Source organism: Sphingobacterium humi (assembly GCF_009768885.1).
In the GTDB taxonomy this organism is placed as follows: Bacteria; Bacteroidota; Bacteroidia; order Sphingobacteriales; family Sphingobacteriaceae; genus Sphingobacterium; species Sphingobacterium humi.
In genome coordinates, this window is sequence record NZ_WSQA01000002.1 from 323,482 (window position 1) to 342,338 (window position 18,857).

Genomic DNA, 18,857 nt, shown 5'->3' on the forward strand with positions numbered 1-18,857 from the left:
AATGAAGCTTGCACACAAAAGCATATATGGGGTACATTTTATCAATTTCATTTTTCTGCAATTAAAGAGTTAACATAACGCCAAAGGAGATCGTTTTACCCATCGGATAAGACCGCAGATCACCACGATCATCCACTGTTTCCGGTGATGAATAATCGACCGCAGAACCCGCTTGCTCCGGATCTAAATACTTGGTTAGATTTCCAAAACTCCAGGTCAGGATGTTTTCACCGCTAAAAAACAGACGAAGTTTATCTACTTTAACGCGCTGGGTTAGCGATTGCGGCAACGTGTAGCCAAAAGTGAAGTTCCGAAGCCTCAAATAGCCTACATTCGTTAAATAATAATCGTTCAGCTCATTTAAAGAACGTCCTCCTTGTAAGGAAGAATAGCCTCTATAAATCTGCGGATAAGGATTATTCGGCTTATCCGCTGTCCAAGCTTGATCCACTAAGTCTTTGCGCAAAAAGGAAAGATAAGGACGCTGGTAAGAACCCCAATACAAATCGCCTGTCGGATACCAATCTTGGTGAGCAACGCCTGCAACAGCTAGGGCCATATCAAAAGCCTTCCAGCGCATGTTTAAATTTAGCCCAAATGGAAATTGAGGCATGGAATTACCAATTCGCGAAAGATCCCCATGTTTTTCTAAGGTATTATCGCCTTTATCGATTCTTCCGTCTTTATTCACATCGATATATTTAACATCGCCTGCACGTAAATGGTTCCATTCACTATTTTGCATCACATTTAAAATATCGTTGTAAACCAAGGAAAGGTTATTGCGCGGATTAGTAAAGGAGTTTTGGTAAGCCAAGGCCTCTTCATCGGTCTTGAATTGTCCATCGATATGATAACCCCAAATCTCCCCTAACTCCTGCCCTTCATAATACGAGCTTAGTAAACCATTGGGATTATTATATCGGGTAATCGTTCCTTTGAAATTAGACAGACTTGCCGTGGCACTAAAATGTAATGGAGCGCCTGCAACCTCAAATTTATCTTGATAACTCAGGCCAATTTCAAAGCCCTCATTCCGCAAGCCGGCATAATTTTCCTTCGGCTCATTCGCACCAAAAACCGCTGGCAAGGGTTCCCCTGGTAAATACATACCTTGAACGTTTTTCCGAAACCAATCGGCATTCACAAACAACTTGTTGCCAAGAAAACCCAGGTCAGCACCCACGTTTACCGTTTCGGTAGATTCCCAAGTAACAACCGTTGGCAATGGCCCCGGCATGGAAGCAAAGTTCAACTTTGTGCCTCCATCCAACCAATTAGATACCCCCACATTCATAAGTTCTTTAAAGGTATTGACGCCCACGGTTTGGTTACCTAATTTTCCAAAGGAACCCCTCACCTTGAAGGAGCTTACATAAGGTTTTAGTGGCTGCCAAAAAGATTCTCGATCAATTTGCCATCCGGCAGATATAGAAGGAAATAAGCCCCAACGGCTTTCTTTCGGAAAGCGGGAAGAACCATCGTAGCGCGCATTCAATTCCAACAGGTATTTGTTGTCGTAATCATAATTCAAACGCCCGAAATAGCCTTGTACCGCCCAATTGGTTGCCGAACCGTTAATGTTGTTCATCACCGTACCTAATGACAGATTCGCTAAGTCTTCAATCAATAACCCATCTACAGTGGCAGCAACACGATCACGATCGAAAAACTCTTGGTTAAACCCGGCCAAAACCTTAATATTTCCATACTGATTGAGACTTTTTGTATAGGTTGCAAATAAGTTTAACGCATCGTATTTATCCTTCCATCTGAATTCCGACAAGCGATTTAAGCCTTTCGTCGTAAGCTTTAGTCGGTTCCCCGAATAATGCTCAAAAGGATTTAAGCGAAAATTCTGCGCAGTATATTCTAAGCGGTGGCTGTAATCAAAATTTACTTGCAAGCCTTCAATGGGTTTGACAACCGCACGAAAGGTATTGGTCAGTTCGTCGGTATCATATAAGCGCCAAGTTTTCCCGGAATATAAGCCTGCACTTCCTCCCTGCCCTCCGGTTCCGGTTCCTATGTCCGTTGGAATACCGTCAACCATAATTGGGTAAAATGCCATTAAGTGGTACCAGGTGGTGGTACTCCACAGACCTCCGAAACCATTCGCATAGCCCCCATAATCCTTATCTTTTTCATTGATAAATTGCACATTATTGGAAAGCTCTAACCATTTATACGGCGTAAAAACAACATTGGCTTTTAAATTCTGACGGTCCATATTGGCGTCATCATTTATGTTATTAATGCTTTCTCGTTTAAAGAGGCGACCCGACAAATAGCCTTTCAACTTATCAGAACCCCCTGAAATGGCGATATTATGGAAGTTTGAACCTTGATTCTTCTTAAACAGATGATCCCACCAATTCGATTTATAGAAGAATTTATTGGTGCCATCTGCTTGCAGCTCATGAAATGGAGCCAGTTCCCCGCTAGCCACTTTCTTGATCTTTTCCCAATCTTCATCGTTATAATTGGTGTATGAGGTGCCATTATAGCCATATAAGGCCGCATCTACCGTTTTCCCATACACATAAGGATCCGAAATATAATCGGTACGGGCAGTCGGGCTTGTCCAACCAAAATTATTGGTATAGCTGATTGAGGTAGTACCCGCTTTTCCGGTTTTGGTGGTTATTAAAATTACACCGAATGCTCCGCGTGCACCATAAATAGAGGCTGAAGAAGCATCTTTCAATACCGTTACACTTTCAATATCATTCGGATTCACCCGGGTGATATTCCCTTCAATACCATCGATTAAAATTAATGGGCTACCTCCATTGATGGAATTAAAGCCACGTACATTGATATCCGGTGTAGCTGCAGGATCGCCATCATTCATCTGAATATTCAATCCCGGCATCAAACCTTGTAGCGTACTGGCAATGTTAGCATCCGGACGGAGGGCAATATCGGAGGCATTTACCTGCGAAACGGCACCTGTTAAATTCGCGCGTTTCTGTTGCCCATAGCCCACCACAATAACCTCATCCAAATCAGAAATGGCCTCTTTCAATACAATCTGCAGGCTCTTAGTGGAACTTATAGGTATCGTCTGGCTCTCATAGCCCAAGGCTGAAACGATAATACGTGGCGCAGCATCCGGACTAACCAACTTAAAATATCCTTGACTATCGGTTGCTGTTGCTAGGTTGCTATTTTGTAAACTGATGGAGGCTCCGGAAATAGGGTGCCCTTGTTCATCTTTTACATAGCCTTCAATCACTTGTTGGTTTTGCGCCATTTGAGCGAGCAATTCATCGCGCGATTTAATCAGCACCATTTGGTTATCCAAAAAATAAACCAAGCCTTGTGGGGTTAAAATCTTTTGGAGGACAAGTTGAAGATCCTTATTGGTAAAGGAAGCATCAACTTTTCCAAAGGAACGGAATTCCGACTCACTATATAAAAAATCATAATTGGTTTGTACCTGAATGTCTTGAAGAATCTCCTGCAATGTTGCTTGCTTAACACGCAGCGAAATCTTTTGCCCCAAGGTAGACGCACTAACATGCAACATGGTTCCCAGAAGAAACATCGAAACCAGTTTCATCATGACTAATAGTTTGCATACCCCTCTTTTTGAAAAATAGGGATATCTAGTAAAAAAATAATACATTTGATACGTATAGGGTAAATAATTTGTTGTTATGAAGGACTTTATCCATACTTTTTTATGCGGAAGCGTGGCCGCGCTTCCGTATAGTTTTTTTAATTAGAATTACTCGCTAACGAAAATCCTCCTTTCTTTAATTTCAAATTTTAGGTCTGCCATTTTTTCCATGGCTTTTAATACATCCGTTAAGCTCCTACTCCGGAGAATAGAACCTGAAAATCGCTTATTGATATGGGTTTGATAGACAACAGCATCGATGTCATACCAGCTTATAATATCTTGAAGAATATCATCGAGATGCGCATTTGTAAATCGGAAATAACCGTCGCGCCAAGCTAATACTTCCCGAAAATTAGCCTTCCCTTTCTGCATATCCCCAGCTTTATCTACTTGAATTTGCTCGCCAGGTGCAATAAACTGTTGTTGCTTTGCTGTGTGCACTTCCACCTTACCACGAACTAAACTAGTTTGGGTAAGCCCTGAAGATGGATACGCTTTCACGTTGAATTCGGTACCCAAAACTTTCACCGCACAACGATGGGTCTGGACATAAAACGGCTTTTCCTTTTCCGAGACTACGGCAAAATAAGCCTCTCCGCTTAACTCACAGCGACGATCATGTAAATTGAAATCTGTCTTCACTTTTAAGGTAGAACCTGAATTCAGCTGAACTTTCGTGCCATCAGGCAGTAACAGACTGTAGCTCCTGCCCTTAGGTGCTTTAAATTCATGAAACTTTAAGCCTGAGGGTAGATCATGCGGTTCCATAACCAGCTTAATTAAATTTTGGCCTATTTTTGATAAGGTAATACCATTATAATGAAGCTCCTCTTGTGCAATATCTGTAAAGTCTAACCCTGTTCCATCAGCAAGCGTAATGGCACTGCTCGCCGCAGGTATAGGTTGTAAGCTATTTTGCTTATCTTTTTGCTGTACGAGTTCAACAACAGGCGGATTCTCTTTAAAAATCAATATTGAAGTTCCTACTCCCACGAATAATACACATGCCGCGGCGAGCCAGCGCGCATACCTTCGGAAAAAACCTACTTGAGGAACATTTGCAATCCGCTTTTCCTGCATGAGTTTTTCATACAAGGCCTGCTTTTGAAAGGAAGGTTCAGCAGGAAATAACTCATAACCATCTAATGATTCATAGAATAATTCCTCATGCGCTTCAAGCATAAGAAGGTATTCCTGCAGTTCCTCTTTAGAAATGCTGTTATTTAAAAATTTAGCGTTTAAATAAATGAATCGTTCCTGTTGCACAATTTTAGGGTTATTACTCTATGTACACACGAAACAAAGGAAGGGACTATAGGAAAAATAAAAAAAAGATAAAATAAATTAAATCAGCCTCTCTAAACGCGGTTCGCAGTATTTTCAAGGTTTGAACAATGCTATTTTTCACGGTATTTTGGGAAATACCTAGCTCATCAGCAATTTCACGATGCGACTTCCCCTCCTCCCGGCTCATAATCCAGACCTGCCGCTGCCGCACAGGTAGTTGATCCACCGATTCCTTCAGGACTTGCTGTATATCGATCATATTCGAATGTATACTTTCAGATAAGGATGACATTTGATGTAACAACTCGTTTTGTGCCTCTTCATTGTATTTAATACTCCGCAATTGATTGTAACATAATCGCTTTGCCATCACATAAATAAAAGGCCAAATATCCTTATCCTCACATAAACTCGCACGATAAGTCCACACTTTTAAGAAGGTTTCCTGCACAATTTCTTCGGCACTCTCCTTATTTTTTAAAATGCGGAAAGCCAAATTATATACCCCTGCACTATATGCATTAAAAACAAATTGAAAAGCGTCTAAATCACCTTCCTTTAGCTTTAAATACATATGCTTGTTCATAGACATGCTGCTGTTGAAAAATTATACAGGTAAAGAATTTCCAGTAAATAAATCTGCGTTTAAACAAATTGGTTATCTTCTCTATAGGCAGATCGAAGCTACTATAAAATTACAAAATTTCCTATATTTAATAATTAATTAATAGCAACATAATTAATACTTCCTCCTTCGAAATCCCCTCTTCAGCAAGCCTTCCTTCAGAAACTTCAGTATCATGGCTTTCTTATTCCGCACTGTCTTTTCTGCAATCCCTAACCGAAATGCAATCTCCTCATTCTTATAGCCTTTTAAGTATAATTTAAACAGCACGTAGGCATCCTTCCCAAAACCATCCAGAACCTCTTTAACGGTTTGGTTTAAAAAATAAAGACGTGCCTTATAGTCGGTTGTATTCTTGGTATACAAATCAAATAAGTCGTCTAAATGATCAATATAGAAAATAAAACCCTACATTTTTAAATGTCTTAAAGACAAGACCCTATCCAGCTATCAAGGGTTTTATAGAGTTCTTTCGGAAAGGTTTCTGAATATTTAATTGTACCGTTTCTATCGACCAACATATAATGCGGAATTGCATTCATCTTATTTCTTTCGAAAATTAATTTAAGCTGCGCTTCTGTGATATAATAATGCTCTCCAGACAATTTTTCTGTATAACTTTTCCATAAATCATAATTCGAAGTTTCATCAGTTAGATATAGGAAAATGACATCTTTGTTGTCTTTATATTTTTCCTTAAGGGGTTTTATTGTTTCAAATGAGGTAATACAAGGTCCACACCAAGTCGCCCAATAATCTATTAATATTACCTTATTTTTGTATTTAGAAACAATACTATTGAATACATCGTCGTTTTTAGCATCAAACGGCAGATAATTAATATTTTTAGAAATTGGCACAGACGAATTGAGATCACTTTTGCGAATAAGAAATGTCTTATACATATTGCTATCGAAATAACTTAAAATGTCAAATTGTTGAATAGGCGAAAAGGTTCGACCACCAACCAATTGTTCTAAATATGCAACTGCGATTAAGTGTTCAAAAAAATCTTTCCTGTATTTACCCAAACTATTTCCAAATATTTTATCCAAATAGTCCTGGTACTTATATGGACCGACCTCTACTATATTTGGTAGATTAAGAATAGAATCATTTAACAATTTCCTAAAAACAATTTCCGACATTGGTCTATTCATGTTAAATAAACCCGCTCTATTTTGGAAAATTGTTCGATAAAATGCAAATCTATTTTCTTGCATAGCGTCTTTAGTTAACACCTCAGTCATACCCATCGCATATGTCATCTCTGAAATATCAATCACTTCCTTTCCTACCGAACGAACCATCGGATCATCTGCAATTGAATATAAATAATTATTCTTTTTAGCCGTTCTTTCCCTGATGTACTCCACTAATTCGTTTACATTTTTTAAATTAAAATTCTTCCTAGACCATGTATCCACTTCCTTATTGATAAAAAAGATATTCTTCATAATTTTTGCATACTGATCTGAATTGAGAAACAGCGTTTTATAGTCGCCATAATATTCCACTTTAACTTTATTGTTCATATCGAAAACAACTTTTATTGTATCGGTTTTATTGGGTTCTATATAGGAAGAAAAATACTCTTTATTTAAAGTCAGAAAATAATTTGATATAACTGGATTAAGGAAGGCCGAGTAATAAGTAGAATCGTTTAATTTTTCTAGTTTCAATAAACTTTGCCCTTCGAGCGCATTTCCCCTTCCAAATGCCTCTGGGCTAAAATTCTTCGGATAACTTCCCCGTAATTGAAATAAAATAGTACTGTAGCTAATTTCTTCCTTTTTTTGCCCTATCGCTTGTTGGGAACCTAAGAAGTAAAAACATAAAGTTAAAGTAAGGAAAAAGAATTTCATAATTATTAAGTTACAGGTAGACTAGACTATACGAATACAATATAGCATTTTTTGAAAACGATAAAATGAAAAACAACACTTCGCTTTTACTTCTTTTAATTTTAGAAAGATTTAAAGAATTACATAAAATCCTATATTTAATAATTAATAGCAACATAATTAAATCTTCCTCCTCCGAAATCCCCTTTTCAGCAAGCCTTCCTTCAGAAACTTTAGTATCATGGCTTTCTTATTCCGCACGGTCTTTTCCGCAATCCCTAACCGAAATGCAATCTCCTCATTCTTATAGCCTTTTAAGTATAATTTAAAAAGCAGGTAGGCATCCTTCCCAAAACCATCCAGCACTTCTTTAACGGATTGGTTTAAAAAATAAAGACGTGCCTTATAGTCGGTTGTATTCTTGGTATACAAATCAAATAAGTCGTCTAAATGATCAATATAGAAAATAGCGTTATTGCTTTTCATTAATTGGTCGTAAATTCTATTTTTTAGGGCACCGTAGATATAATTTGAAAAGCGGAGCTGTATGCGAATGGAATCTCTCTTCAACCACAGGTTACTGAACACATCGTGCACACAATCGGCAGCAAGCTCTACGGTCAACTTTTTACTGGCATAGCTGGTTAAGGGCATAACATAGGCTTTATACAAGCAGGCAAAGGCCTGATGATCACCTTTTTTCACAAGCTGGAAAAGATCTTCCTCCGAAAGATCTTCATAACAATGAGACATGACAAATGTATTAACAACCGTAATTCTTCCAGCTTAGAACTACGACTCTCCTTAAATTATTTATTAATACGATAGTGTAATCAGTGATTAATTTTCAATCGAATGTATAAGTAATAATTCATCAAAATAACATAAGGTTTATTTTATGTAGTACAAAACCTACATAAAAACAAGCGTTAACTTGTTTTTAATTAATTGTCATTTTCCACCGGGACAAAGCACTTACCAAAGGAGTCTATCCTAGTAGAATCATAACAATAAAACACTACCTAACATAAAAATTAATGATGTCTAAAAACAAAAAACGAAGTTATCACAGCCCCAAAATTTACAAAGTAGAAATTGAGATGGAACAGGGCATTGCTGCAGGCTCCAATGTTTCCTTAGGTGGCGACAGCACAGGTGAACCCGGAATTAAAGAACAGCCTTTGGAAGAAAATATTTTTGAAATTGAATTTTAGATCCTCTTACACTCATCATGAAAATCATAACAACAGCTTTAAATCTTTCTTTCAAACCTATTATGCTAACCTTGTTGCTTAGCATCATCGTATTCAGTGCCTGTAAACAGGAAGATAATTCCCCAACAAGTAAGGACCCATCCAAGGTCAGCTTGCAAGTCATCGGCATTAAAGAACAAAATTTAGGAAGCAAACTACGAACTGCACAATCTGCCAAAGGCATGACCGCAAGATCAGCAAAGGCTATAGATTTAACAAGCAGCATTGACCTAGGCGGTTTTTCCATAGCGGTCATGGCTGGGACGGGGGCCGTTGCGCCCGCAAATCCATCTGCAAAGCTGGCAAAAGCAGCTCCAGTAGCTTTCTTAAATGGAAACAGCAGCATGGAGCACGGAAAAAAATATAGGATCCTTTTCTATCAACTCAGTGGCGGCCAAGAAATATACCGAGAGACGGCCGAGATAACCAGCTCTAGCAGTCGTTTTGAAGTTACCCTCGTCAAAAACACGCCTTATAATTGGTATGCCTATTCTTACGACGATGTGCAAAGCATTCCTTTGCCTGCGGATTTGCAACAGCCTGAAATTCCAACAAAAACAGATGCCCCCTTGTTATTTGCCCGTGGGACGATTACACCCACTGAATTTGGTAACAATAACATAAACATCGAATTTGAACATCAAATCGCAAAAATTGAAGCGAAGTTGGATGCTTCCGAGGTGTTTGCCAATTACATCCTCAACCTATCGGCATCTTTTGTTCAAGTACCTGTGACAAGCCATTATTTTTCATTGAAAAATGCCAGCATAACCGGAAATCCAATAAGCGCCAGCAACATCGATGTACCTATTGATTTCGTCAATGACTGGTCTACCGTTGTGAAATTATCAACAAATAACATTTACACCACCTCTGCTTTTGCCTCTATGCAAATAGAAATACAACAGCTTGTAATAGATAAAACCGGCCAATCCATCAGCTTAATTGAGCCTACATCGCCTGTGATGGCAGAAATACCAGGCTTTACCAACGATATCACAACCAAGAAACGCGGGAAAATCATGGTTAAATACAAAGGTGGAATTATCGGTACGCTGGAATGGGCCGAAGGGGAACTGTACTATGATGGCACCGACCCCAATGGCCATCTATATAAAATATCTGAAGTATTCACTGCAAAAACCGAACACGCTTGCAATTTCTATTGGAACTGGAATTCCTTACTGCCACGGCCTCAAACCGGGACGATCACCAGCAGACCTGGCGACCCTTGCGGAGAAGTATTACCGAAAAATACCTGGAGAACACCAACGCAGGCTGAATTCAGCACCTTAAATGTGGCAACAGCATCAAATGGCGCCATTTCTTTTGATACCAATGATGGCGAGAAACTTTACTTCCACCAAGGCGGCCGTGATAAACACAGCACCTGCAATGTTTATATGCATGGCGATGGCTCGTATTGGACATCAGCAGCTACGAAAACCTTATCCGCTCCAACCTTTGAAGTGAAATCCACCGGAGGCGCAAACTATGGAAGTACTAACATCAGTAAGGAATGGCGGAAGTATGGCTTGCTAGTAAAATGCGTTAGAAACCGATAAGGGGGGGATTGTTTTGAGCGGTTTGTTATTGTGCTGTCTTCGCGCTGTCATCGTGCTGTCATCGTGCTGTCATCGTGAGCGGAGTCGAACGACTGGTACGTCAGTGCGATCAATTATGCTTAACACCTTTATTAACAATATTTTACAAAAACATGTCACTGTAGTTTAACTGAACGACTGTATTGACGTACCAGTCGTTCGACTCCGCTCACGATGACAATACTTGCTACATCGTAGTACAAATCGATGAGAAAGCGATGACAAAGCGCTTACAGCAAGACATCAAATAGACGTCCCCCCTTTCTCTCCCCTTGCTCTCCCCTTTCTCACCCGTATCAATCCCCTTTGCAAAGGGGGCAACAAGGGGAAAGATAAGCCATTGCAAAAGGCTAAATAAAGTCGAAATCAATACACTTTGGTTTGTTTTTTGCACCGACTTCTATCATGAAGAAGGAAATTGTAATTGACGGCAGCCGCATCAGCGATAAAAAGACCCTATTCGAGGAGTTGAATCGCAAATTTATGCAAGGTGAAGACTGGGAAATTGGCGAAAGTTTGGACGCCTTTAATGATATTCTTTATGGCGGCGTGGGTGTGATTAAAGGGAATGAGCCTATTCTGCTTACCTGGAAGAATTTTGAAGAAAGCGCAGCGCAGCTGGGCCGGGAGTTCACCATCGACTTCTATCAACAAAAACTACAGCATCCCGAATTATTTGACGCAACTATCATCCAGGAACGGCTAGATGAGCTCCGTAATAATAAAGGGCAAACCTATATAGAAATCATTTTGGAAATGATTGCCGAACATCGGCAAATTGAATTTGTAAAAGCCTAATCCTTCGCCTCCCCCAGGCGATATGCCTTGATTTGCAATAAATCAAGCTTATAGACATTCTCTATTTTACATCTAAAATATCAATAGACATTTTCTATACTTTAAGCGGTATTTATAACCATTCTTTACATTCTTTTTGGTACTTTTAGAATAAGATAAATAACAGCGCGCTTTTCACCTATATATCTTACTTATAATCAGCAAAATAAAGGAATCTGATATATAGAACACTATTCAAACTTACACAAATGGAAAACGGATCTAACGACATCAGCAAATGCCCATTTCACAATGGGAAAATGAACAAAATCAAGGTTGCCGGCGATGGCACTTCCAATCAGGAATGGTGGCCAAACCGACTGAAGATTGAATTGCTACGGCAGCAATCTAACCTCTCAAATCCGATGGATGATGGCTTTGATTATGCCAAGGAATTTAAGAGCCTTGACTATGCTGCCCTAAAGCAAGATTTGGCAGATTTAATGACCGACTCGCAAGATTGGTGGCCGGCCGACTTTGGTCACTATGGCCCCCTATTTATCCGCATGGCTTGGCACAGCGCCGGAACCTACCGCGTAGGTGACGGACGTGGTGGTGCCGGCGCCGGACAGCAACGCTTTGCCCCACTAAACAGCTGGCCCGACAACGTAAGCTTAGATAAGGCACGTCGCTTATTATGGCCTATAAAACAGAAATACGGCAAGAAGATTTCTTGGGCCGATTTACTCATCCTGACGGGCAACGTGGCCCTGGAAACCATGGGCTTTAAAACCTTTGGATTTGCAGGCGGACGCGAAGATGTATTCGAGCCGGAATTGGATGTATATTGGGGCTCGGAAAAAACCTGGTTAGGTGGTGATCTGCGCTATGGAAAAGGATCTGAGGGTGTTGTTGAAGCACACGGCGTCGTATCATCAGACGATGATGCCGACGGACAAATGCACTCCCGCGACCTGGAGAATCCACTAGCTGCCGTACAAATGGGCTTAATCTATGTAAACCCTGAAGGTCCAGATGGTAACCCCGATCCCTTAGCTGCCGCCCAAGATATACGTGATACCTTCGGCAGAATGGCTATGAACGACGAAGAAACCGTAGCCTTAATTGCTGGTGGACATGCCTTCGGAAAAACACACGGTGCTGCACCTGCAGACCATGTGGGCAAAGAACCAGAAGCAGCCGATATGGAAATGCAAGGCTTAGGCTGGCGCAATAGCTATGGTTCTGGTGCCGGTGCTGATGCCATTACCAGTGGACTGGAAGTAACCTGGACAACAACGCCAACAAAATGGAGCAATAACTTCTTTGAAAATCTATTTGGCTATGAGTGGGAATTAACAAAAAGCCCGGCTGGTGCTCATCAATGGGTAGCTAAAGATGCCGGTGATATTATTCCTCATGCTTTCGATAGCACTAAAAAACAACGTCCTACGATGTTAACAACCGATCTTACCCTACGCATGGATCCGGAATTCGGAAAAATATCACGTCATTTCTATGAAAACCCGGATATCTTTGCGGACGCCTTCGCTCGCGCTTGGTTTAAATTAACCCACCGGGATATGGGGCCAAGCTCTCGCTATTTAGGACCAGAAGTGCCTAGCGAGGAATTAATCTGGCAAGATCCTATTCCGGAAGTAAATCATCCTTTAATTGATGCGGATGATGTTGCTGCATTAAAAACCAAGCTTTTATCATCTGGATTAAGTATCGCTGAACTGGTAACAACAGCATGGGCTTCGGCCTCTACCTTCCGTGCTTCTGACAAACGTGGTGGTGCCAATGGTGCGCGTATTCAACTTGCTCCGCAAAAAGACTGGGCAGTGAATAATCCGGCGCAATTGCAAAAAGTTCTAGCGACTCTGAAAGGTATTCAGGCAGAGTTTAATCAGGCGCAAAGCAATGGAAAGCAAGTATCTCTTGCCGATTTAATTGTTTTAGGTGGATGTGCTGCCGTTGTAGAAGCAGCGAAAAAAGCCGGTACTACGATTACTGTGCCTTTTACCCCGGGACGCATGGATGCTACCCAGGAACAAACCGATATTGAATCGGTAAATTACCTAGAGCCTATAGCTGATGGATTTAGAAATTATAAGAAAAGACAGTACACCGTCTCTACCGAGGAATTATTAATTGATAAAGCGCAATTATTAGCCCTCACGCCTCCTGAATTGGTTGTTTTATTGGCAGGTATGCGTGTATTAGAAACCAACTATGACGGTTCTAAACATGGCGTATTCACCGATAGACCGGGTCAATTGACCAACGATTTCCTCGTGAATTTATTGGATATGAACACCAGCTGGGAAGCGATATCTCCAGATAAGGAACTTTACCAAGGTAAAGACCGTAAAACGGGTGCTAATAAATGGACCGGAACGAGAAACGACTTATTGTTCGGATCGAACTCTGAACTTCGTGCCGTGGCTGAAATTTACGCCTCTGCCGATGCGCAAGAGAAATTTGTCAAAGATTTCGTAGCAGCTTGGCATAAAGTAATGAACGCCGATCGCTTCGATCTTAAAAAATAGTAGCTTAGCAAAGCAGCTACATAAACAAAGGAGATGCATTGTGCATCTCCTTTTTATTTATTATATCTTATTGATGGACTGCCCTTAAGCCGGAATTAACTCGATAAAGACTTCGCCTCCTTGCAGATCGTAATAACAGCAGGTGCGAGCTAACAAATCAACCTTCCAAGAAGCGATGCCTTGTGCTGCACACATTTGAATGAAGTAAGGAAAATCGCTCTTCCCTTCCTGGTGTTCCTTAAGCTCCCGCTGAAACTGTATAGCATTCACCGCAGGAGCAATATTGATTTCCTCGTATTTTGCCACTGAACTAACTTGAAAGCCTTCATTTCCGATATACGTTTCTCGACTAGAGCTAACCTCAAAGGTGAAGGCAATGACGCCTAGCTGCTTGATATCGTGCAGGTAGGCCGGAAAATCTGCTCCTGTTTGCACCTTAGCTTGGGCCGCTTCTATTTGACTTATTGTAAACATAAATAATTATATATTAATAGCTAACGTTCTACCAACTCCTTTACCTCTTCACCTAAAGCATCGACCTTAAGCTCCTTGATTTTCAGCAATTCAGCCCAGCGAATAAAGGTGCCTATAAACACTATACCCATTAAGAGCATGGCAATAATAGCTAAACTGGCCAATAGGTATTGCTCATTAGGCAGGTAAATGGTTTTCACTTGTAAGTAGCCCGCCCAAAAGGTGATGATGGCCATAAATACCCCCGGAATAGCAGCACATAAGGCATAGCCCTTGCGGTTCATGCGCATCAGCATGGTGGTACATACAATTAAACCACAGGCCGCTAATAATTGGTTACTGATACCAAATAATGGCCATATACTGCTAACATTACCTGTATACACTAAATAGCCCCAGGAGAAGGTAAATAAGGCCGAACATAGAATAACGCCAGGCCACCAGTTCTTATCTTTAAATGCTGGAATAACCGAGCCTAACATCTCCTGCAAAAAGAAACGACCAACGCGTGTTCCGGCATCAATAGCCGTTAAAATAAAGACCGCCTCAAACATAATGGCAAAGTTATACCAATAGGCCATCACATCGTCCATAAACGGCACCTTATCAAAAATATGGGCCATCCCGACGGCTAAGGAAACGGCTCCCCCGGTTCTACCGTGCAAATCAATACCAATGCGGTCGATGAAATGCTGGAGATCTACGGCATGTAGCTCAGGGTGCATCGCCAGGAATTGATCATAAGCAGCAGCAGGGGTATTGATTGCGAAATAATCACCCGGCATTAAGGTACATGCCGCAATTAAAGCCATCAATGCCACAAAGCCCTCAACCAACATAGCACCGTAGCCAACGAAAAGTATTTCACGCTCATTACCAATCATTTTAGGTGTGGTACCTGTAGCGATGATAGCGTGAAAACCAGAGATTGCTCCACAGGCAATAACAATAAAAATAAAGGGCAATACAGGACCTCCGATTACGGGGCCTCCACCATTCACAAAGTTGGTTAAGGCAGGCATTTGGATCGTAGGTGCGACGAAGATAATCCCGATGGTCAGCATTAAGATGGTTCCGATTTTCAAATAGGTTGAAAGATAATCTCTCGGCACCAACAGCAACCAAATAGGCAATACGGAAGCAAAGAAACCATAAACAGCGATAGCAATGGAAATGGTGCCTATACTCCAATTGAATAGATTGGCAATAGCCGGCATCTCCATGAGGTTATGTCCGGAGATAATTCCTACAATCAAAAGCACCCCTCCTAGAATACTGGCAAAAGTCACGGATCCCTCGCGATAGCGCATAATCAAGCCCATTAAAATGGCAATAGGCATGGTCAGGATAATCGTAAATAAAGACCAAGGCGCTTCATGCATCGCCGATATACAGGCTAGAGATAGCCCGGCTAGGGTTAAAATCAAGATAAACAAAACGGCAATTCCTGCAATGGTGCCGATAGGTTTAGAAATCTCTTTGGAAGCAATGGTTGCTAAACTTTCCCCTTTATGGCGAACAGATGCAAACAGCACCACCATGTCATGCACACCACCACCTAATACACAGCCAATAAGAATCCAAAGGGCACCTGGCAGGTATCCGAATTGAGCGGCCAACACCGGCCCTACTAATGGCCCTGCTGCAGCAATAGCAGCAAAGTGATGGCCAAAAAGCACTTTCTTATCGGTTTTTACATAATCTTGTCCGTCGGCAAATTCAACCGCCGGGGTCACGTTCTTGGCATTCAGGCGCAACACCTTGTTGGCAAGAAAGATTCCATAGAAGCGATAGGCAATAGCAAAAATAAGTAAGGATGCGAAAATCAATGTTAATGCATTGATTCCATTTAAATCAATCATATTGTATGTGTTTAGGTATAATTACAAAAATGGAGAGTAATCAGGATTGACACTCTCCATTCTAGTACAAATTAACTAAATCATTTTGGTTATGCGTAACATCTTATTTCAAAAACTCGTGCATTTTCATCATCATGCGCTTTTTTCGCGATAAGTTTAACCTTATCCACGCTTACGGATTGGAAACTATGCACCACTTTACGCAAGAAATTATCCGTAACCTCTTCCTTCTTCACCAAGGTATTTCCCTTGTATAGCTCTACAACATAGTCCTTCAGCATTTCAGGTTGAGGCCCACGCTTTTGATTTTTCATGACAGATGCTTCTCCAGACAGGCGTAGATGTCGGTTCAATCCGCTATCGAAAGTAAACTCTACCGTACTGATGTTTTGTGGTTTAGACCAACTTAACTCAATGGATTGTTCGCCATTTACCAAGCTTGCCCGCCATTGGTGACTATCGCCATCCTGCACATCCCGGTTATAACCATCAATAACCTTATTCGCTTCGAATCCAGCTAAGGCGGAAGATGCTGCAACTTTAGCCTGTAAGGCTAAATCGAGTTTATCTTCATTCTTCATTTTTAAGATGGCCTGATCCTGACGTAATAACAATTGCTGATACTGTTGCAGCTTCGCTTTGTTCTGTGCCAGTTTACGTGGCGTAAGCCCTTCTTTTACGCAGAAGGCCACAGCTGTACCAATGGCCTGCCCTAGCGTCGCACAGGTCGCCATTACGCGCGTAGTAGATAAAGCCACGTGGGTTACTGAAATATTCCGACCCGCCATCACTAAGTTTTCAAAAGTTTTGCTGTATAAACTACGCAAAGGAATGGAGTACGGCCCTTTTAAGCTTATCGAACGGAACGGGCTTAATGAGGTATCGTCCATACCCGCCGGCAAGTGATCGTCTAATGGCCAGCCACCATAGGCACAACGGTCTTCGAAGTTCTCCAATTTCAATATATCGTTTTGTGTCAACACGTAATCCCCAGTAATTCTTCTACTTTCGCGCTTGCCCGGAATGGCACCAAACCATGATAAGGCCCAGTTTGCAGACTCCGGATGGTTTCCTGAGTTCTTTATATAATCCCAAACGCCAAATACGACGCCCATCAGGTCGTGACGAATCTTTTGCCCATCATTCACGATGTTTTCCAAGCCTCCTAATTCAATCCACCAGTAGCCATACTCCCAGGAATGGATGCGACGATGTTTGAAATCGGAGAATTCGTACTTGCGAGCCCAACTTGGCGCCTTGAACGGCATCGGCTTATCGTGTTTTTGCGATTGGAACAATAAACTATTACCCATGGTAATATCATCACGGGTTTCTAAGCCTAGAGGCTCATTGTATTCGGATTTTGCTTCCCGACCACGCATAAATTCTGCACCTGCTAATGCAGCTAGGGTACCATCGCCGGTACAGTCAGCGAAGTACTTCGCTTTAACCTTATAGATTTCCTCTGTCTGCGAACAGTAGGCTTGTATTTCCGTAATTTTATTGCCGCTAGTTTTGACATCATAAAGCATGGCATCAAACAATAGGGTGATGTTAGGATTTGAAAGTACTTTATCGTACATCACATAATCGAACATTTCCCAGGATGCCTGCGGATTGGTATAGGATTCGGTCAACATCGTTTCTTCGATAATCCCGGTTTCTCGCCACACTTGTCCTAATGCGGTAGAACCACAAATATGCATGCGGATTTCGGAACTTGCATTACCGCCTAAGCGAGAGCGATTCTGGATCAAAATCACTTTCAAGCCGTTTCTAGCAGCGGCCAAGGCATTACAGTAACCTGCCATACCACCACCGGCTACCATATAATCGGTTTCCATATTGCGAATGGCAAAAATAGATTCAGGTCCTTTCACAATTTCTTCTTTATGATCTTTGTCGGTAATCGTTTTCGCGAATACCGGATCCACCAGTAACGCGCCTGAGCCAATTCCTATGGCCTTTAAAAAATCTCTTCTGTTATTTTTCATGGTTTATAATTTTTAAGATTAGTTCTTTCTGCTTTGGAGAAGCCTTGCTGGATTGCTGAAACTGCATCAAAAGGTCTTTACTCTCCTTATTAGGATTGGCAATAGATTTAATTACTTCTGTAGTTACATGGGGCTTAAGCGCTGATAACCTATGCAATACAGCATTGTATTGTTTAGGGTCTTTGAGATATCCCTTTTCTAGTACATCGATGGCATAATGCGGTACGAAATCATCTTCTGCAAATAATAAAGCAACCACCTCTTGCTGGTATTTTTTCAAATCAGACTCACTGAGCTGCTTGAGAAAATACTCCTGATAGACCGGCACTTTCGACTGTGCAAAGTAACTTGCCCAAGCTCTTTCCTGATAATGTGTTTGGGCATATTGATACAAAGCTTGCTTAATCGATCCATTGACGATATGCCAAAGCGTATACACCGTATACAGGGCACCCGGCACAGTGACATTAGAAAACAAAGGCGAAGTAGGCTTAGTAACCGCATCCACTTCCAAGGAATACTTCTTTGCCTCCTTATCCAACAGATCTTCCACCTGATAATCACGAAGCACAGATAAACTGTCTAACATAATCTCTTGTAGACGCTTATAATCGGTATCCTCAAAATATTGATGATCAAACTTCGTGAAATGGAAGTCATTGTCGCGACTAAAATGGTGATAGTTGCCGAGTAGGTCCCAGAACAGATTTACCTCGATTGGGAGACATACTTGGTCGTTACACACATTGGTTTGAAGCTGGGTGGCAAAGTAAAAAGCCTTGCTATCAGGATCTTCAACCACATAAACCGGAAAACTCAAGGTATCATTGACAGTATAGGTCATGATGGGTTGCTGCTCTTTCTTTAAGGCAGTCCAGGACTGGGCTGCTGCTGTAAAACAGCATAGCCATATGAAACCTATACAAATCAAAGTTTTAATCATAGTATATCCGTTTT

At 41.2% G+C, this 18,857-nt stretch carries 14 protein-coding genes; 4 read left to right on the top strand and 10 right to left on the bottom strand.

Going from position 1 to position 18,857, the window contains the following annotated elements; translation table 11 throughout:
• Positions 1-61 precede the first annotated feature (61 nt).
• From GQF63_RS03745 to GQF63_RS03770, 6 genes are all read right to left on the bottom strand, one after another.
• Positions 62-3,568, bottom strand: a complete 3,507-nt coding sequence (locus tag GQF63_RS03745) for a SusC/RagA family TonB-linked outer membrane protein (protein ID WP_246163268.1) — start codon at positions 3,566-3,568, stop codon at positions 62-64.
• Between the two features lie 165 nt (positions 3,569-3,733).
• Complete coding sequence (locus GQF63_RS19920; protein ID WP_160367771.1) at positions 3,734-4,894, bottom strand: FecR domain-containing protein; 1,161 nt, start codon at positions 4,892-4,894, stop codon at positions 3,734-3,736.
• A 46-nt stretch (positions 4,895-4,940) separates the two neighbouring features.
• Positions 4,941-5,501: an RNA polymerase sigma factor gene (locus GQF63_RS03755; RefSeq protein WP_160367772.1), complete on the bottom strand. Its 561-nt coding sequence runs from the start codon at positions 5,499-5,501 to the stop codon at positions 4,941-4,943.
• 153 nt (positions 5,502-5,654) lie between these two features.
• Entirely contained in the window at positions 5,655-5,906 is a 252-nt protein-coding gene (locus GQF63_RS03760; RefSeq protein WP_160367773.1) for a sigma factor-like helix-turn-helix DNA-binding protein, read from the bottom strand.
• A 59-nt stretch (positions 5,907-5,965) separates the two neighbouring features.
• Positions 5,966-7,405 carry a TlpA family protein disulfide reductase gene (locus tag GQF63_RS03765; protein WP_160367774.1) on the bottom strand — a complete coding sequence of 480 codons (1,440 nt, stop codon included), beginning with the start codon at positions 7,403-7,405 and terminating at the stop codon, positions 5,966-5,968.
• A gap of 159 nt (positions 7,406-7,564) precedes the next feature.
• Positions 7,565-8,137 (bottom strand): RNA polymerase sigma factor, encoded by a 573-nt coding sequence (locus tag GQF63_RS03770; RefSeq protein ID WP_160367775.1) that lies wholly within the window; start codon positions 8,135-8,137, stop codon positions 7,565-7,567.
• A 284-nt stretch (positions 8,138-8,421) separates the two neighbouring features.
• Between GQF63_RS03770 and GQF63_RS03775 the strand changes: the two genes are divergently transcribed.
• The 4 genes from GQF63_RS03775 (at position 8,422) to katG (ending at position 13,570) form a co-directional block, all read left to right on the top strand.
• Positions 8,422-8,598, top strand: a complete 177-nt coding sequence (locus tag GQF63_RS03775; protein WP_160367776.1) for a hypothetical protein — start codon at positions 8,422-8,424, stop codon at positions 8,596-8,598.
• A gap of 17 nt (positions 8,599-8,615) precedes the next feature.
• Entirely contained in the window at positions 8,616-10,202 is a 1,587-nt protein-coding gene (locus GQF63_RS03780; RefSeq protein WP_160367777.1) for a hypothetical protein, read from the top strand.
• Between the two features lie 444 nt (positions 10,203-10,646).
• Complete coding sequence (locus GQF63_RS03785) at positions 10,647-11,039, top strand: barstar family protein (protein WP_160367778.1); 393 nt, start codon at positions 10,647-10,649, stop codon at positions 11,037-11,039.
• Positions 11,040-11,287: 248 nt separating this feature from the next.
• Positions 11,288-13,570, top strand: a complete 2,283-nt coding sequence (katG, locus tag GQF63_RS03790; protein ID WP_160367779.1) for a catalase/peroxidase HPI — start codon at positions 11,288-11,290, stop codon at positions 13,568-13,570.
• Between the two features lie 84 nt (positions 13,571-13,654).
• Here the strand turns inward: katG and GQF63_RS03795 are convergent, their stop codons facing one another.
• The 4 genes from GQF63_RS03795 to GQF63_RS03810 form a co-directional block, all read right to left on the bottom strand.
• Entirely contained in the window at positions 13,655-14,044 is a 390-nt protein-coding gene (locus GQF63_RS03795; protein WP_160367780.1) for a DUF1398 domain-containing protein, read from the bottom strand.
• A gap of 20 nt (positions 14,045-14,064) precedes the next feature.
• Positions 14,065-15,906 carry a carbon starvation CstA family protein gene (locus GQF63_RS03800; RefSeq protein WP_212592456.1) on the bottom strand — a complete coding sequence of 614 codons (1,842 nt, stop codon included), beginning with the start codon at positions 15,904-15,906 and terminating at the stop codon, positions 14,065-14,067.
• A gap of 89 nt (positions 15,907-15,995) precedes the next feature.
• Positions 15,996-17,900: an FAD-dependent oxidoreductase gene (locus GQF63_RS03805; RefSeq protein WP_160367781.1), complete on the bottom strand. Its 1,905-nt coding sequence runs from the start codon at positions 17,898-17,900 to the stop codon at positions 15,996-15,998.
• Entirely contained in the window at positions 17,890-18,843 is a 954-nt protein-coding gene (locus GQF63_RS03810; protein ID WP_160367782.1) for a hypothetical protein, read from the bottom strand. The genes GQF63_RS03805 and GQF63_RS03810 overlap by 11 nt, the downstream gene beginning before the upstream one ends.
• Between the last annotated feature and the right edge of the window lie 14 nt (positions 18,844-18,857).

What these genes read in the sequence shown, in the direction of transcription:
- GQF63_RS03745 (WP_246163268.1), bottom strand. Translation starts at nt 3,568, where the DNA reads ATGATGAAACTGGTTTCGATGTTTCTTCTGGGAACCATGTTGCATGTT.
- GQF63_RS03800 (WP_212592456.1), bottom strand. Translation starts at nt 15,906, where the DNA reads ATGATTGATTTAAATGGAATCAATGCATTAACATTGATTTTCGCATCC.
- GQF63_RS03765 (WP_160367774.1), bottom strand. Translation starts at nt 7,405, where the DNA reads ATGAAATTCTTTTTCCTTACTTTAACTTTATGTTTTTACTTCTTAGGT.
- GQF63_RS03755 (WP_160367772.1), bottom strand. Translation starts at nt 5,501, where the DNA reads ATGAACAAGCATATGTATTTAAAGCTAAAGGAAGGTGATTTAGACGCT.
- GQF63_RS03775 (WP_160367776.1), top strand. Translation starts at nt 8,422, where the DNA reads ATGATGTCTAAAAACAAAAAACGAAGTTATCACAGCCCCAAAATTTAC.
- GQF63_RS03810 (WP_160367782.1), bottom strand. Translation starts at nt 18,843, where the DNA reads ATGATTAAAACTTTGATTTGTATAGGTTTCATATGGCTATGCTGTTTT.
- GQF63_RS03805 (WP_160367781.1), bottom strand. Translation starts at nt 17,900, where the DNA reads ATGAAAAATAACAGAAGAGATTTTTTAAAGGCCATAGGAATTGGCTCA.
- GQF63_RS03770 (WP_160367775.1), bottom strand. Translation starts at nt 8,137, where the DNA reads ATGTCTCATTGTTATGAAGATCTTTCGGAGGAAGATCTTTTCCAGCTT.
- GQF63_RS03795 (WP_160367780.1), bottom strand. Translation starts at nt 14,044, where the DNA reads ATGTTTACAATAAGTCAAATAGAAGCGGCCCAAGCTAAGGTGCAAACA.
- katG (WP_160367779.1), top strand. Translation starts at nt 11,288, where the DNA reads ATGGAAAACGGATCTAACGACATCAGCAAATGCCCATTTCACAATGGG.
- GQF63_RS03780 (WP_160367777.1), top strand. Translation starts at nt 8,616, where the DNA reads ATGAAAATCATAACAACAGCTTTAAATCTTTCTTTCAAACCTATTATG.
- GQF63_RS03785 (WP_160367778.1), top strand. Translation starts at nt 10,647, where the DNA reads ATGAAGAAGGAAATTGTAATTGACGGCAGCCGCATCAGCGATAAAAAG.